This is a genomic window from Agrobacterium sp. SUL3 (assembly GCF_001263295.1).
GTDB classification, from domain to species: domain Bacteria; phylum Pseudomonadota; class Alphaproteobacteria; order Rhizobiales; family Rhizobiaceae; genus Agrobacterium; species Agrobacterium tomkonis.
Genome location: NZ_KQ414525.1, coordinates 1 through 15,101, shown reverse-complemented (window position 1 = coordinate 15,101; position 15,101 = coordinate 1). Strand labels below are relative to the sequence as shown.

Genomic DNA, 15,101 nt, shown 5'->3' with positions numbered 1-15,101 from the left:
ATGCGGCATCCCGAAACAGTGCAGGTTTCCGATACACGCTCCGGCATTGCCGAGGAGAAGGATCCGCTTCTTCGGCCGCTTTCGATCGGAAGCCTGAAACTGCGCAACCGGATTATGAGCACGAGCCATGAAACGGAGCTGGACGAGCACGGATACCCACGTGAGGCTTATCAGCGCTACCATGAGGAAAAGGCAAAGGGTGGTCTCGCGCTGACGATGTTCGGTGGTTCCGGTCGCGTTTCCGCCGATTCAAGCTGGGGCGGATCCCAGCTTGACTACACCGACGATGCCATCGTTCCCGTGTTCAGGCAATTTGCCGACCGCATTCACGGTCACGGCGCGGCGCTCATGTGTCAGATTTCGCATGTCGGACGCCGGGCGGACGCAACGGTCGGAGATTGGCTGCCAGCCATCGGTCCGTCGCATTCCCGCGAAGAATATCGCAGGAATTTCTCCTGTGAAATCGACAGGCACGAGATCGCCCGTGTCGTGCACGATTTCGGGCAGGCGGCAAGACGGGCGCGCGAAGGGGGGCTGGACGGTCTCGAGACGATGAGCGGCGGGCATCTCATAGGCCAGTTTCTCTCTCCTCTGGTCAACCGGCGGACCGATGAATTCGGCGGCTCTCTCGAAAACCGGATGCGCTTTCTGCGGATGGTTCATGAAGAGATACGCACGCAGGTCGGGCCGGACTTTCCCGTCGGGATCCGCTACACGATCGACGAGGATCACCCGGACGGACTTGGCTTTGACGAAGCCGTCAAGGTGGCAAACATGCTGGAGAGAGAAGGGCTGGTCGATTTCTTCAACTGCATTTTTGGCCGCTTCGATACGAAGTTCAACCTTCTGGTCTACAACATCCCGGATATGACATCTCCTTCTGCACCATGGTTGCAGAAAGCCGGTGCCTTTCGCTCCGAGACCGATTTGCCGGTTTTTCACGCGGGCAAGATTTCGGACATCGCGACGGCACGATATGCTGTGAGCGCCGGGTTGCTGGACATGGTTGGCATGACGCGGGCTCATATGGCCGACCCGCAAATCGTCAACAAGCTGAGAGCAGGCAAAGAGGATCAGATACGTCCGTGTGTCGGAGCGTCCCACTGTCTCTATCGGCCTGTCCGCTGCATCCACAATCCGGTCACCGGTCGGGAAACGTGGTTGCCGCAGGTGGTGGAGCGATCGGCCGAGGCCGGCCGGAAAGCCGTCGTGATCGGGGGCGGACCTGCCGGGCTCGAAGCGGCACGCGTTCTTGCAGAACGGGGGCATCGGGTGGTCCTGTTCGAGGCGACTGATCGTCTGGGCGGGCAGCTTGCGCTGGCGACCCGAGCGCATCTGCGGCACGACCTGAAGGGGATTGTCGACTGGCGCGAGGCCGAACTGGAGCGCCTGGGCGTAACCCTTCACCTGAATGCCTATGCCACTGTGGAAACTGTGTTGGCTGAAGCGCCGGATATCGTCATCGTTGCCGCCGGGGGCTATCCGGATCAGGGCACGTTTGACGGCAATGAACTTTGTCTCAGTGTGTGGGATGCGCTGGGCAATCCATCCGCCATGGCTGATGATATCCTTGTCTATGACGGGACGGGCCGACACCCGGCGCCTTCCGTCGCGGTTCAACTGGCGTCGGCCGGGAAATCCGTGACCTTCGCCGCACTCGATCCCGTCGTGGCCCCTGAAATGGAGACCCACTCCCAGATCATCTATCGCAAGAGATTCGCCGAACTGGGGGTACAGACCTTGCTGGAATACGAGATCGTTCGCGTGTCTCCGAACGGCGACCGGTATGACGTGTCGCTAACACATTTGTTGACCGGACAAGGTCTGGTTCTGGCCTGTTCTCAGGTCGTTGTGGAAAACGGAACTTACCCGGTAACGGATGTGTTCGATGAGCTTCGTCCGCTTTCTGCCAATGATGGCAGGACCGAATTGTCTTCGTTAACCGGCCCAGCCCCGCTTCGCCCGCGACGCGACGACGGGTTCGAGCTGCACCGGATCGGCGATGCCGTAACCAGCCGGTCGGTTCACGCGGCGATGTTCGATGCGGTCCGTCTGTGCATTCAGTTCTGACCTGCCGATCACCCTTGTCGCCCGGGCAACCAGACGCATGACAAATCGATAGCTGACATCGCCCGTCAGCATCCGCGCGAAAGCGTTTTCGATATCGTCCGGTTCGATGATCCCGATGTTTGACGCGATATCCCTCTCGGCGCAGTTTTGACTGGCTACCAAGAGCATCGGCAAACCATCGCGCCTTACGCGGATTGAGGATAGAAACCGCTAAGCTGCGGCTGAGCATGAAAAAATCGAAAGCCCTGTACGAGTTACCGGTCAGTTCGTAGATGATGCGCTCGACGGCCCCCATCCATTCGAGGGTAGCGGCACCCCCCTTGTCGTAGTCGGCGTGCTGCCAGTTCCCATCCTGTTGCCGATGCAGCTCGATATGGTTTTTCGATATATCTGCACCGATGATAATATTAGTCATCTTTTCCCTATCCCATGCTTGTCCTCCGGGCCAAAAGCTCGGGTATCCGTTCAGAACGATTGGAAAAGCTGGATGTGATAACCCACCAGCTCACCCCCGAAACGACCTCGCTTTTCACGATCCATTACCCATTTGGGAAAAGAATGACCGCCCTCTTGGACGCTCCTTTATCTCACGAAGAAGCAGTGATAGGCATAAGGTGAGTATTTTCTTCCCAACATCATTTGCCTGATTGAAGCGGTGCTCCTCACCGCCGATGACGAAGGCCAACGCCATCAACAATCGAGGCGGAAAACATCTTCAAATTATATCAACAAGCCTGATCATGGGGCCGACTTCACAACCAAAACTACTCCGGTTTGACGGACGTTGCCGGCAAGATAGCTGTGCGCGTAGGACAAGCGTAACTGCCGAACATTCACGTCTTGCATTACGTATAGACATTCAAATGTCGTAGCAGATATCAGGAGCTGGTGCTTGAGTGACGGGTTTTTTGTTTGTCTACAGCCGAATAGCCGCCTATGCAGACCTGAGCGCCTTGCGCATGGCTTCGACGCATTGCTTTAGCGGCGGGGTGGGGTCGACGTTATATTTCCAGTTGGTCAGTTCCACCGTCAGAGACCCGTCATAGTTCTCTTTCCGCAGAAAGGTGACCAGCTTGTCAAGGTCGATGACGCCATCACCCCAAGCAAGGTGGCTGCCACCAGCATCGGAATCGGTAAAGTGCACATGCGCAACGCGACCGGCGAGATGGGTGAAGTAATCCTCAGGCGTCTCATGCGTCATTATCGCGCCGGCAACGTCGTATACCGCGTGAAGCGAGGAGTTCCCGAGCTTGTCCATCAGTTCCCGGATTTCCCGCGCCGAGCGAATGATATTTGCGAATGAATCCGGCAGCGACTCCATCCAGAGATCGATGCCGAGTTTCTGCGCGCGGTCGCAAAGAATGCCCATGGAATCGATGCAGCGTTCCAGTGCCTGCTCCACGGGTTCGTCGCGATAGCCACCGCCTGCCGTTACCAGAAGGGCTGGTGCCCCGCATTCGATGGCAAATTCCAGCGATTCCAGAAAATAGCGCACGGAGCGGTCGCGCAACTCCGGTTCCTTCGCAGAGATGTTGATCGGGTAGATGCATTGCTCCGGCGTGAAAGCGACGATGTCGAGACCCATTCCACGGACTTTCCGCCCCAGCGCCCGCGCATCGGCCAGCGTTTTATCGCCGATATAGAAATGCGGCGCGGCGGCCCAAAGTTCGATGCGCGAGACCCCGGCATCACAGACATCGGCCAGAAACCTGTCCAGCGTGTGCCGCACGTAGTGGAAATTCATTACACTTATGCTGCGCTCATCAAGTGCCATTATCTATTCTCCATATGCCTATGCGACGGTTCGTCGTTCACAAGAATGTCGCTATTTACTTCGCGCTTCGGTGTGCCGCGTCGTTGCGGATTGAGATGTCTAAAAACTGAATTCGGTCGCGGGCCTTACCCGTCCCCGCATCGAGCGGCGCATGAGGCTGAGACAGTCGATCATGTCAAACGGTCGAGCCCGCAACACTGCAGCCGCGACATCCTGCTGGAAGTGCCCGCGCCATAATCGTCGCGGACGCGTTCCGGCGCTTTACGCAGCAGCCAGAACCCGCGCCATCCTGCTGGAAGTGCCCGCGCCATAATCGTCGCGGACGCGTTCCGGCGCTTTACGCAGCAGCCAGAACCCGCGCCAGAAACGCCTGGGTGCGCTCGTGCTGCGGGCGCGTCAGCACATCTGCCGGCCGGCCTTGCTCCACGATCACTCCCCCATCCATGAAGATCAGGTGGTCAGCAACATCTCGCGCAAAACCCATTTCATGGGTGACGACGACCATGGTCATGCCGTCGTCCGCAAGCTGGCGCATGACAGCGAGAACCTCGCCGACAAGCTCTGGATCGAGTGCCGAGGTCGGCTCATCGAACAGCATGACGTCCGGCTTCATTGCCAGAGAGCGGGCAATGGCCGCGCGCTGCTGCTGCCCGCCGGAGAGTTGGGCGGGATAGTAGGCCGCCCGCTCCTTCATGCCGACGCGATCCAGAAGCACCATCGCCTCCTCCACCGCCGCACCACGGGACATACGCTTGACCAGAACCGGAGCCTCAATCACATTTTCAAGCACGGTCTTGTGCGGGAAGAGGTGAAAGCCCTGAAACACCATGCCCATACGTTGTCGTTGACGGGCAAGCTCGTTGAAGCTCATCTCATAGAGCTTGTCGCCTTTCCAGCGCACACCGACGGGTTCCCCGTTCAGGAAGATCGCGCCGCCCGTAGGCCTCTCGAGATAGTTCAGGCAGCGCAGCAGCGTACTCTTGCCGGAGCCTGACGGGCCGACGATGCAGGTTACGTCGCCACGCATGACCGCTACATCAATCCCGCTCAACACCTCATGTGTGCCGAAACTCTTGCGCAGCTTCTCGACCTTCAGCAGAGGCTCGACGCTAGTCTGGTCCTTCATCACAAAGCCTCCTGCTGACGTTTGAACAGGCGAGCGGGCAAAAGCCCGCCTGCTTTCTTCGCACCTGCACGGTGTTCGGACTTCAAGCGGTGCTCGACGGCATGCTCGATAACCGTCAACACTGTCGTCAGGACGAGATACCAGATGGTCGCGACCAACAGCAGCGGCACAGTCTGATAGGTGCGTGCATAGACCATCTGGGCGGAATAAAGCAGGTCGGGCAATGCCAGCACGGAGACGAGCGACGTGAATTTCAGCATCGAGATCGTATCGTTGCCGATGGGCGGAATAACGATGCGCAGTGCTTGCGGCAGCACGATGCGGCGAAGCGTCTGACCACGCGTCATGCCAAGCGTTGCGGCAGCTTCCGTCTGGCCCGCGTTCACGGCCTGTATGCCGGCACGGATCATTTCGGCGGCATAGGCGCTTTCGGTAAAGGCGAGGCCCATGATGGCCGCACTGAACGGCGTGATGAGCTGGTTGGTGTTCCAGGAGACAAGCTTCGGCCCGTCGAAAGGAATGCCGATCGAAATCTCCGGCAAAAGCAGCGCCAGATTGTACCAGAAGATCATCTGAACCAACGGCGGCACACCGCGGAAGAACCAGATCCAGCCCCAGCTCACGGCTTGAAAGACGCGGCTGGTCGACAGGCGCATGATGGCAAGAACGATGCCGATCCCAAGACCGAGCACCATGGCAAGGACCGTCAGCAGCAACGTCATGCCGAGACCGGAAAGGATCGCAGGGTTGAACATATATTTGGCGACCACGCCCCACTGCATGTTCTTGTTGGTGACGAGCACCTGCAGGAACACTATGGCAAGAATGGTCAGAGCCACGCCGCCGATCCAGTGGCCTATTTTAGGCACCGCGATGGGCTTCAAGTTGAGGATCGAGGGACGCTCCGGCGATTTTTCAGACATCTTTATTCCTTGCTGCCGATCCTGAGCTGTCTGCTTCGGCCCGGATGACAATCCGGGCCGGGATACGCTTTTGCAGCCGGTGAAACTGCGTCAGAGATCAACCGGGTTTTCTTCCGTGATCAGCAGCGCCTTGCTCAGCATGCCACTGTCGTTCAGACCCCACTTGGCCATGATCTTCTCGTAAGTACCGTCGTCGATCAGCGATTGGATCGCGTCCGTCAGGACCTGGCCGAGCGGATCGCCCTTGCGCACGCCGATGCAGCTGTTGACAGGAGACAGAACCAGTTCCGAAACCTTCAGATCGCCGGTCTGCGTCGCCATGTAGCTGAGCTTGACCGAGCCGCCGACGGTGGCTTCGGCGCGATTGGAACGAACGGCAAGTTCAGCCTGCGCCTGCGTGGCGTGCATCTGCATGACGATCGGCTTGTCCTTGCATTCATTGGCGTTGAGCTTTTCAAGGAGCCCGATATCCCAGGAACCGTTCAGAACCGCTATCGTCAGACCGCAGGCATCGGAGGCGGACTTGACGGCGAGCTTGCTGTTTGCCGGGTAAGCGAACGAGGTGCCGATCCGCCGCTGGGAAACGAAATCAAGCGTCTTCAGCCGCTCGGCGGTTGTGCCGAAGGAGGAGAAGCCGGCGTCGAAACGCTTGGACTGAAGCCCCGGAATGATGGCATCGAAGCTTGTACCCTCGAAAGTGAAGGGAACGCCGAGACGTACTTCCATCTCCTTGGCGAGGTCCACGCTCCAGCCCTTGAGCTGGCCATCGGCATCAAGATACTCATCGGGCGCCCAGTCGTTGAAGACCGCAGCCTTGATACCATTATCCTTGTATTCCTGCGGCAGTGCATCGCGCAGAGCGGGAATGACGTCCGCGAATGTGCTCACCGCCGTCAATGCGCTCAGGACACACCCGGCCAGAATGGATTTGAACATGACAGCCTCCTTGTTATGCGAAACCCGGCGGGTCCGCGATTGCGTTCTCCGGTTCCCCTTGCAATCATTTAGAGAACGTTCTCACATATGAGGCACGGCGAATATCCATCCGTCAAGCGTCATCTTTCAGATGACCGGCTTTATGGAGCGTTGAAAACCACTGTCGATCTGCTAAAGCCAAAAAACAGCTACCGTTTTCTTCCGACCAGACATGATAAGATTCTCATTCCGGCAGACCAAAATATGAGAGGAATTGCCAGTTGGCTCCTAAAAGCAAGGCGACGATCACCGATGTCGCACGTGCAGCAGGTGTTTCCACGGCGACCGCGGGGCGCGTGCTGGGCGGTTACGGCTACACCAGTGACGACAAGAAAGAACAGGTGCTCAAGGCCGCCCAGAAGCTGGGCTATCGGCCCAATGCGCTGGCGCGCAGCCTCATTACCGGCAAGACACGAACTATCGGCGTCGTGGCCGGTGATATTCAGAACCCGTTCTACGCTTCGGTTCTGCGCGGTATTTCAAACGTCGTGGAAGCCAACGGTTTCGGGCTGCTGATCACCAATAGCGACGAGTCGCAATCCAAGGAGGTTCACTCGGTGGAGCTTCTGGCGCAGAAGCAGGTGGATGGGTTGATCGTCACCCCCAGCGACACGCGCAAGGCGCGGCACCTGCACAATCTGCGGGGCATGGGCGTGCCGCTCGTTCTGATCGACCGTGCTGTCGCCGGTCTGATGGTGGACCGCGTGGCGACCGACAATATCGCCGCTGCCGAACAGGCCGTGCGCTATCTGATTGCCGCCGGTCACCGGCGGATCGGCATTGTTGCGGAACTCGTCGATCAGGAGAGCGACGGACTGGACGGGTTTCTGGCGCGCGCTGTCGCGGGAGATCCGATCGAAAGCGAAACGCTTTATCCAAGTTGGCAGCGCCTTCTTGGTTATATCCGTGCGCACCGGATTGAAGGCTTGCCAGTGGACCCACGCCTGACGATACGGGCGGGAGGCTATTCTGCCAGCGCCGCTCAGGCTGCGCTCCCCCGGCTGATGAAAGTCCCGGACCCGCCGACGGCTCTGTTCACGACGGACGGCACTATGTCCGAGGGCGCCATGCGAGGGCTCTCCGAGTTGAAGCTTTCAATTCCAGAGGACCTCTCGATCATCTGCTTCGACGATCTTGACTGGATGAGCTTTCATCGCCCCGGCATCACCACCATTGCACAGCCGCGCCTCGCCATGGGCGAGGCCGCTGCACGGATGCTGCTGGAGCGCATTCACGGCGAGGATTATCCACCACGCACGGTGCTTATGCCCGCCGAGTTGATTGAACGCGGCTCTGTCGCACCATTGTGATCGCCGCCACCATGGCAACGACCTCCCGGTGAGGCCCCACCCACATCATGGAGCAGTTGCGTTGTGCGTCGCCATAAGTGCCGCGACGGTGAATAGATCGAGATGGGCACCGCCGACGTTCTTGTAGATGGTGATCTCGTCTTCGGAGATCCGGCCCGGATGCCTTGCCTGCGCCAGATCGAACATATCGGCCGTGACAGCATCCCAGCCGAGAATGCCGGATGCGACCGGCTGCGCCAGATCGCCGGCACCTTCCATGCCGCGCCGGGTGTCGACGAAAATCGTTCCGCGCTGCATGGCTTCGTCGTCGGCTTCCCGAAGCGTCGTCATGTATGCCCCGATCAGGTCGAGATGCGCGCCGGGCCGCAACAAGGCACCCTTGACCAGCGGGGTATCCGACATCGTGACGCACGAAATGATATCGGCCTCGCTGACCGCCTGATCGAGATCAGTTGCCACCGCGGCATTCAGCCCATCGGCCTTCAGCCCCGCCACCACCGCCTCGGCGCGTGCCGGGGTGCGGTTCCACACCAGAATACGATCGACCGACGGACGCGCCGCCGAATGGGCGTGGGCGACGTGAGGGGCAAGGGCACCTGCTCCGACCACGAGCAATGTCCGGGCGTCATGGCGGGCCAGGAGACTAGACCCGAGTGCGGAATCACCGGCCGTCTTGCGGGCTGTCATGGCCGCCCCGTCGGCCACCATACGCGGCGCGCCTGTCGCACCGTCAAATGCGGCGACGAGGCCCTGCACTGAAGGCTGCGGAGGTTGAAGTTCGGCATTGCCGGGAAAGACACCGACCATTTTCACGCCGATCAGACCTCCGGGAATCCAGCCCGGCAATGTTACGAACTGGTTGCCGCTGCCACGCGGGTCGGATTGCAGCACGACATCGGAGGCAGGCATTTCGCCCAAGTGAGCGATGCGAAGCGCTTCGATCAGCAGGGGCCAGGCAAGGGTAGCGTGAACGGCATCGGCATCGAAAACGAGCATTAGGAAACTTTCAGCTTCTCATCGTGAATGTCACGAGGTGGCAAGGTGTCACAAGTCTCGAGAAGGAAATCGGCCGGTCACCGGCCTCGAAAACGGTCTTCTCGATCCGGTAGACGGGTTGCGAGGATGGAATGGCGAGGATCTGCGCTTCCTCGCGGGTGGCGAAACCGACATCGAACTGTCGCTCGGCACCGGCTGGCTGGATGTGCATGCGCTCGCGCAGCGTAGTGAAGAAGGAACCGCCGTCGCGAACAGGCTGGATAGCGCCTTCCAGTCGTTCGGCATCGAACCACAGCGTCTCCAGCGTCATGGGACGGCCATCCACTTCGAGCACGCGCTCGAAGCGGGCAAGCCGTGCCGCCGCAAGGCGTCCGCCAGCGGCGGCGGCATTGTCGTCTATCCCGAAAGACAGAATGCTATGGCTGCTCCTGCGACCAAGGCCGCTCATCGTTTCCGTGAAGCCGGAAAGGGTCACCAGCGTCTGGCGAACCTTGCGCGGTGCGACGAGCGTGCCTCTGCCTTGTTGCCGAACGAGGTGTCCCTCGGCACAAAGCTCCGAGATCGCGCGGCGGAGCGTGATACGGCTGACACCATGCGCCGCGCAAAGTTCAGGCTCGGCGGGCAGGAACCCGCCTTCGCCAAGAACGCCGGATTCGATATCCGCCAGAATTGCACGTCGCACCCGCTCATAGAGCGGTATCAGCTGTTCATGCTCGTCCATCAGCCATCCGTGTCAGTAGGAGATCTTCTTCATGTAGCGTCGCGCTTCCAGCATTTCGTGCTTGCGCAGTTCGGCGATCTTGTAAGCGAAACGCCAAAGGGTGTCGAAGAAAATGAGCGGGACGACATTGCCACGGAATTGCGGATCGATACCGTCGAGATCGAGCTTTTCAGCATCGAGAACAAGAATCTTCTCCGCCGAGCCGAAGCGGTGGAGGAAGGTGTCCGCCCGGTCTTCAAGCGCACGGGTGCTGTCCAGCCCCTTCATGAGAATAAAGGCGCGGTCCTTGTCGAGCACCTCGAACGGACCATGGAAGAACTCGTTCGCATGGATCGCCTGGCTGTTGATCCACTGCATTTCCATCAGCACGCAGATGGAGAAGGAATAGGCTGCGCCGTAGCTGGCGCCGCTGGCGACGGTGTAGACGACGTTCTCTTTGGCAAAACGCGGGGCGTAATCATCGAAAAGCGGCGCGAAGACGAGCTGTGCCTTGTCGATTGCGACCTGAAGCGCGGCGAGGCTTTTGATCAACGGCTCAGTCAGGTTTTCGCCGCCGGTGAGCGCGACGACGCCCATGACAAGCTGGTAGATGCGGGAATAGTTGCTGTTAACGGCATCGATCGGAACGCCGGTCGTGTAGGGGGCCTCGAAGCCGACGACATGATCGCAAGCATTTGCGAGCGGCGAACCCGGCTCGACCGTCAGGCCGATCGTGGTTGCACCCTTTGCACGGGCGAATTCGGCGGCGGCCGTCGTTTCCTTCGTCGTGCCGGTCATCGAGCACAGGATAACCAGCGAGCCGGGACCGAGCAGTTTTGGTGCGCGGGCAACGAATTCGGCAGCGTTATAGACATCCGAAGCAATCGCCGCATGCTGATCCAGCAGGAATTTTGCAGGATGCATGATGGAAAGCGAACCGCCGCAGGCAACGAAGAAGACGTGGTGGATTGCGCTCGCGTCAAGGGCACCAAGGGCTGCAAGCACCCCTTTGTCGAAAGTGGATGGCAAGGTCATTTTAAAGCCTTTCTCGATATGACGTTATAATACGTATTATTTTTTTGCCGGGACGTGTCAAGCGCAATTGACAGGCTTGAAACAATTGTGCGAACGTTCTCTTAAATGAGCAAGAGGGATGGGAACGAGCATGACAAACGAACCATTCGTTCTGGCGTTCGGCGACAACGTCGTCGATTGCTACAGTGACGAAAAGGTCATGTATCCGGGTGGAAACTGCGTCAATCTCGCAGCGTTTGCCCGTCGTGCCGGTGCACGCTCCGCCTATGCCGGAGCCGTTGCCGACGACGCAGCCGGACGTGCGATCCGCGATGCGCTGGCCAGAGAAGGGGTTGACGTTTCACGCCTCCGCTTTCTGCCGGGCGCGACCGCCTACTGCGTGATTGAGCTTCAGGATGGCGACCGTGTGTTCGCAGGGGCCAATCTCGGTGTTTCGATTATCGCGCCCGAGACGGCCGATCTTGAGTTCGCCCGCCAAGTCGACGCGCTGCATACCGGCCGTTCGAGCCATATCGATGCGTGGATACCGTTGATCGCCGGGCTGACGCGCGTTTCCTACGATTTTGCGACGATCCGCGACAGGGCTCACATCGCACCGCTGGCGAAGCATTGCTTTCTTGCCGCCTTTTCCGGTGGTGATCTCGGGCGCGACGATGCCCTCGCGCTTGCTGAATTCACCCGTGATGCTGGCGCGCATTGGGTTCTGGTGACGCTCGGCGACCGTGGTGCGTTACTGCTCGGTGCCTGCGGGCTGAGCGTTGTACCCGCTGCCATTGTCGCGCCGGTCGATACGCTCGGAGCAGGTGATAGCTTCATTGCGCGCACGCTGGTCGGACTTCTGCGCGCGGAAGCGCCGGAGGAAGCCCTCGCCGCTGCCGCGCAGACGGCTGCCCTCACCTGCCTCGCCAAGGGCGGCTTCGGCCATGAAAGTCCCATGGACGTCGATATTTCGACCGCCATGACAATTGATGAAATCTATCGCACGACGAAACCGGCCCCCAGTCCGGTGGATGCCTGAAACGTGCGCTGGAACGCCATGCCCAGGGAAGGGCCTGGCGTCATGCCTGCCAGCGCAAGACCTGCACTGGTTCGAGATACAATGACAACAACAAACCCTGATCAGAGGAGGGGCAACATGACCACTTTGAAGACGACGCGCCGCGGTGCAATCGCTGGCGGACTGTTCCTTGCATCGGCTCTCCTGTCGGCCCCGGCCGTCGCCGAGAACGTGACGATACGCATCGCGACCGTCAACGCGCCGACCAGCGAATCCTACAAGGGTGCGATGGCCGCAGCCGAACGCGTCAAGACGCGGACCGAAGGCCGTGTCTCGTTCCAGGGCTTCCCCTCGGGCCAGCTTGGCAGCACGACCGACTCCATCGAGCAGGCGAGCCAGGGTCAACCCGTCATGACCTTCACCTCCGCCTCGTTCCTGTCGACGTTCGGCGTGCCGGAGCTTTCCGTCGTTGAAGGCCCCTTCATGGTTTCCAGCACGGATGAAGCCGAAAACATTGCGTTTTCCCCACTGATGCAGGGCTTCTACGACCGTCTTGCGAAGGACGCAGGCATTCGCCCTGTGGCGCTGAACTGGTTTGACGGTCCGCGCCATATGATCGGCGACAAGGGCTATCCGGCGCCGACGGACCTCAAGGGCGTCAAGATGCGTGTTCCCCCCGTCGAAAGCTGGCTGAAGACCTTCCAGCCTCTCGGCGTCGTCGCCACCACTGTCGAAGCGGGCGAAGTCTATTCGGCGCTTTCCCAGGGTGTTGTCACGGCTGCAGAAAGCCCGCTGACCGGCCTTCGTGCCTCGGGCTGGCAGGAAGTCGTCAAGCACATCACGCTGACCGGTCACTTCAATCTCTTCACCGGATGGGTGATGAGCGAGGCGGTTTACGCGAAGCTGAGCGACGGCGACCGCGCCATTCTGATGGAAGAGTTCAAAACCGGCGGTCAGGACCTGACGAAGCTGTCGGCCAAGCTCGAAGGCGAAATCCGCACGGCGTTCGAAGCACAGGGCGTGACCTTCCACACCGCCGACATCGAGGCCTATCGCAAGGCCACGGCCGGATACTATACGAGCTTCCCGAAGTGGCCTGCGGGTCTCTTCGAACAGGTTCGCGCGGCGGCGGTGGCCAAGTAAAGGGCCGGTTGGTAATCTGAAGGAAGGGCGGAGGCGCTTGCACGCCTTCGCCGCCACCCACGGATTTTGGGAGCGTTCAATGCGTAGTCTGATCCGCCTTTTCGGCGTCGCGCTTCCGGCGGTGACGACCGGAGCGATCGTCCTCGTGGTTTTCGCGGATGTCATCGCCCGCAATTTCTTTCAAGCCCCCATTCCCTGGGCACACGATCTCGCGGTCGTGATGATGGCGGTCACGGTCTGGTTCGGTCTTGCGGGCGCCTGCATGTCCGACCAGATGTTCGGCATCGCCACCGTCGTGGAGCGGTTGCCGCCGCGCTTGCAGATGGCCGCGATGGTTGCCGCCGATCTGTTGACGATCCTGATCGCCGCCGCCGTTGTGCGGGCCGCCTATGCACAGATCTCCACCGCCCGCTTCACGACGTTTCTGGCGCTCGGTTGGCCGAAATGGATCATCGCGGCCTTCATTGCCGCCGGCATGATCATGATCATCATCGTGCGCCTTCTTGATATCGTTGCCCGCCTGCGTGGGGAGAAGAATTTCCAATGACCCTGACCGCTATCGCCTTCGTCGTTCTGCTGCTGCTCGGGCTGCCGGTCGGTTTCGTCATGCTCGGCGCCTCGATGATCTATTTCTTCCAGAACCCGATGATGGCGAGCATCGTCGCGCAGCGCATGGGTTCGGCGCTCGAATCCTTCCCGCTGCTGGCCGTGCCATTGTTCGTGGTGGCCGGTTGCGCCATGGCGCGCGGCGGCATTGCCGACCGGCTTTACGGCTTTGCCGAAACGCTCGTCGGTCACTGGAAGGGCGGGCTGGCGCAGATCGCCGTGGTGAACTCGCTGTTCATGGGTGCCATGTCCGGTTCCGCCAATGCGGATGCCGCCATCGATGCGCGAACCATCGTGCCGGTGATGCGTCAGCACGGCTATACCAACGCCTATGGTTCGGTGGTCAGCGCCGCATCAGCCCTGATCGCGCCGATCATGCCGCCATCCATCGCATTGATCGTTTATGGTCTCCTGACCGATACCTCGATAGGGCGCCTGTTCATGGGCGGCGTCATTCCAGCCTTCTTCATCGCCGCCGCGTTGATGCTGACCGTGCGCTGGTGCGCACGCCGCCATGGGCACACGCAGGCGAGAACGGAACGTGCAAGACCGCGTGAAATCTGGACCAAGGGTCATGCAGCACTCTGGGCGCTGGCCATGCCGGTTCTCTTGCTGTTTGGTCTGAGGACCGGCTTTTTCACGCCGACGGAACTCGGTGCATTCGCCGCGCTCTACGCATTTTTCGTCGGCGCCGTCATCTACAAGGGCCTGTCCTTTTCCGACAGCTACGACCTGCTTCGTGAATCGGCGCTAACGACGGCGGGCGTCATGTTCATCGTCGCTTCCGCCTCGGTCTTCTCGCTGATCCTCAGCCTGGAACAACTGCCGCAGATGCTGGTGTCGCAACTGCTCGGCATTTCGGAAAACAAATATGTCGTTCTGATCGTCATCAACATCGCGCTGCTTGTTCTCGGTACGATTTTCGAGGGATTGGCGATCATCATCATCCTGGGCCCGTTTCTGCTCGATGTGGCGACCAGTCTCGGCATCGACCCCGTTCATCTCGGCGTCGTGCTGGTCTTCAACACGGCCATCGGCTCGGTCACGCCGCCCATCGGCACGGTGATGTTCACGGTCTGCTCAATCACCAAATGCTCCATCGAGGATTTCTCAAAGGAATTCCTGCCGTTTCTCGCAGTCCTTGTCGGTCTTCTGCTGCTCTTCACGCTGGTGCCGCCAATCATCACATTCCTGCCAAACGTGCTGATGTAAGGTGGTGTGCGGCCAGCTACATGTCGGACGTGCTCAAGGGGCGCGCAAGTTGATGTAATGAGCTGGTCAAGTGAAAAATTTGGTCCAAGTTTTCGTCCGCACCCCCACCGGCTCACTTCTGCGCGGAAACCAACAATTGCTGTCCCAGACGGCGTCGGCCTGCACATCGCCGCTCTGCACCATGAACGGTTTTGGTTTCTTTCCTTTACCGGCGGCGATGGCGGCCATGGTTCT

The 15,101-nt window shown here is 59.9% G+C and carries 13 protein-coding genes; 6 read left to right on the top strand and 7 right to left on the bottom strand.

Annotation, left to right across the window (positions count from 1 at the left end):
• Positions 1-2,070, top strand: a complete 2,070-nt coding sequence (locus AKG12_RS26700; RefSeq protein WP_052821146.1) for an oxidoreductase — start codon at positions 1-3, stop codon at positions 2,068-2,070.
• A 934-nt stretch (positions 2,071-3,004) separates the two neighbouring features.
• Here the strand turns inward: AKG12_RS26700 and AKG12_RS26695 are convergent.
• From AKG12_RS26695 to AKG12_RS26680, 4 genes are all read right to left on the bottom strand, one after another.
• Positions 3,005-3,844, bottom strand: coding sequence for a sugar phosphate isomerase/epimerase family protein (locus tag AKG12_RS26695; RefSeq protein ID WP_052821145.1), 840 nt, complete (start codon positions 3,842-3,844; stop codon positions 3,005-3,007).
• 337 nt (positions 3,845-4,181) lie between these two features.
• On the bottom strand, positions 4,182-4,970 hold the full coding sequence (locus tag AKG12_RS26690; RefSeq protein ID WP_052821144.1) for an amino acid ABC transporter ATP-binding protein: 789 nt from the start codon (positions 4,968-4,970) through the stop codon (positions 4,182-4,184).
• The gene (locus AKG12_RS26685) at positions 4,970-5,893 is read right to left on the bottom strand and encodes an amino acid ABC transporter permease (protein ID WP_052821143.1); all 924 of its coding nucleotides are present in this window, start codon (positions 5,891-5,893) and stop codon (positions 4,970-4,972) included. The genes AKG12_RS26690 and AKG12_RS26685 overlap by 1 nt, the downstream gene beginning before the upstream one ends.
• Positions 5,894-5,983: 90 nt before the next feature.
• Complete coding sequence (locus tag AKG12_RS26680; protein ID WP_052821142.1) at positions 5,984-6,829, bottom strand: ABC transporter substrate-binding protein; 846 nt, start codon at positions 6,827-6,829, stop codon at positions 5,984-5,986.
• 260 nt (positions 6,830-7,089) lie between these two features.
• Here AKG12_RS26680 and AKG12_RS26675 point away from each other — a divergent pair, with 260 nt between their 5' ends.
• A complete protein-coding gene (locus AKG12_RS26675; RefSeq protein ID WP_052821141.1) occupies positions 7,090-8,178 on the top strand; it encodes a LacI family DNA-binding transcriptional regulator in 1,089 nt (362 codons plus the stop codon).
• 45 nt (positions 8,179-8,223) lie between these two features.
• On the opposite strand, the gene AKG12_RS26670 is transcribed toward AKG12_RS26675, so the two are convergent.
• The 3 genes from AKG12_RS26670 to AKG12_RS26660 are packed head-to-tail and all read right to left on the bottom strand — an operon-like array spanning position 8,224 to position 10,909.
• Positions 8,224-9,174: an ornithine cyclodeaminase gene (locus AKG12_RS26670; RefSeq protein WP_052821140.1), complete on the bottom strand. Its 951-nt coding sequence runs from the start codon at positions 9,172-9,174 to the stop codon at positions 8,224-8,226.
• Between the two features lie 10 nt (positions 9,175-9,184).
• Positions 9,185-9,895, bottom strand: a complete 711-nt coding sequence (locus tag AKG12_RS26665) for a UTRA domain-containing protein (protein WP_052821139.1) — start codon at positions 9,893-9,895, stop codon at positions 9,185-9,187.
• Between the two features lie 12 nt (positions 9,896-9,907).
• Positions 9,908-10,909: an SIS domain-containing protein gene (locus AKG12_RS26660; protein ID WP_052821138.1), complete on the bottom strand. Its 1,002-nt coding sequence runs from the start codon at positions 10,907-10,909 to the stop codon at positions 9,908-9,910.
• A 130-nt stretch (positions 10,910-11,039) separates the two neighbouring features.
• Here AKG12_RS26660 and AKG12_RS26655 point away from each other — a divergent pair, with 130 nt between their 5' ends.
• From AKG12_RS26655 to AKG12_RS26640, 4 genes are all read left to right on the top strand, one after another.
• Positions 11,040-11,927 (top strand): PfkB family carbohydrate kinase, encoded by an 888-nt coding sequence (locus tag AKG12_RS26655; RefSeq protein WP_052821160.1) that lies wholly within the window; start codon positions 11,040-11,042, stop codon positions 11,925-11,927.
• Between the two features lie 117 nt (positions 11,928-12,044).
• Entirely contained in the window at positions 12,045-13,049 is a 1,005-nt protein-coding gene (gene dctP, locus AKG12_RS26650; RefSeq protein ID WP_052821137.1) for a TRAP transporter substrate-binding protein DctP, read from the top strand.
• 79 nt (positions 13,050-13,128) lie between these two features.
• On the top strand, positions 13,129-13,596 hold the full coding sequence (locus tag AKG12_RS26645) for a TRAP transporter small permease (RefSeq protein ID WP_052821136.1): 468 nt from the start codon (positions 13,129-13,131) through the stop codon (positions 13,594-13,596).
• The gene (locus tag AKG12_RS26640; protein ID WP_052821135.1) at positions 13,593-14,867 is read left to right on the top strand and encodes a TRAP transporter large permease; all 1,275 of its coding nucleotides are present in this window, start codon (positions 13,593-13,595) and stop codon (positions 14,865-14,867) included. Before AKG12_RS26645 ends, AKG12_RS26640 begins: the two co-directional genes overlap by 4 nt.
• The last annotated feature ends 234 nt before the right edge of the window (positions 14,868-15,101 follow it).

What these genes read in the sequence shown, in the direction of transcription:
- AKG12_RS26700 (WP_052821146.1), top strand. Translation starts at nt 1, where the DNA reads ATGCGGCATCCCGAAACAGTGCAGGTTTCCGATACACGCTCCGGCATT.
- AKG12_RS26655 (WP_052821160.1), top strand. Translation starts at nt 11,040, where the DNA reads ATGACAAACGAACCATTCGTTCTGGCGTTCGGCGACAACGTCGTCGAT.
- AKG12_RS26665 (WP_052821139.1), bottom strand. Translation starts at nt 9,895, where the DNA reads ATGGACGAGCATGAACAGCTGATACCGCTCTATGAGCGGGTGCGACGT.
- AKG12_RS26660 (WP_052821138.1), bottom strand. Translation starts at nt 10,909, where the DNA reads ATGACCTTGCCATCCACTTTCGACAAAGGGGTGCTTGCAGCCCTTGGT.
- AKG12_RS26640 (WP_052821135.1), top strand. Translation starts at nt 13,593, where the DNA reads ATGACCCTGACCGCTATCGCCTTCGTCGTTCTGCTGCTGCTCGGGCTG.
- AKG12_RS26645 (WP_052821136.1), top strand. Translation starts at nt 13,129, where the DNA reads ATGCGTAGTCTGATCCGCCTTTTCGGCGTCGCGCTTCCGGCGGTGACG.
- dctP (WP_052821137.1), top strand. Translation starts at nt 12,045, where the DNA reads ATGACCACTTTGAAGACGACGCGCCGCGGTGCAATCGCTGGCGGACTG.
- AKG12_RS26680 (WP_052821142.1), bottom strand. Translation starts at nt 6,829, where the DNA reads ATGTTCAAATCCATTCTGGCCGGGTGTGTCCTGAGCGCATTGACGGCG.
- AKG12_RS26685 (WP_052821143.1), bottom strand. Translation starts at nt 5,893, where the DNA reads ATGTCTGAAAAATCGCCGGAGCGTCCCTCGATCCTCAACTTGAAGCCC.
- AKG12_RS26695 (WP_052821145.1), bottom strand. Translation starts at nt 3,844, where the DNA reads ATGGCACTTGATGAGCGCAGCATAAGTGTAATGAATTTCCACTACGTG.
- AKG12_RS26690 (WP_052821144.1), bottom strand. Translation starts at nt 4,970, where the DNA reads ATGAAGGACCAGACTAGCGTCGAGCCTCTGCTGAAGGTCGAGAAGCTG.
- AKG12_RS26670 (WP_052821140.1), bottom strand. Translation starts at nt 9,174, where the DNA reads ATGCTCGTTTTCGATGCCGATGCCGTTCACGCTACCCTTGCCTGGCCC.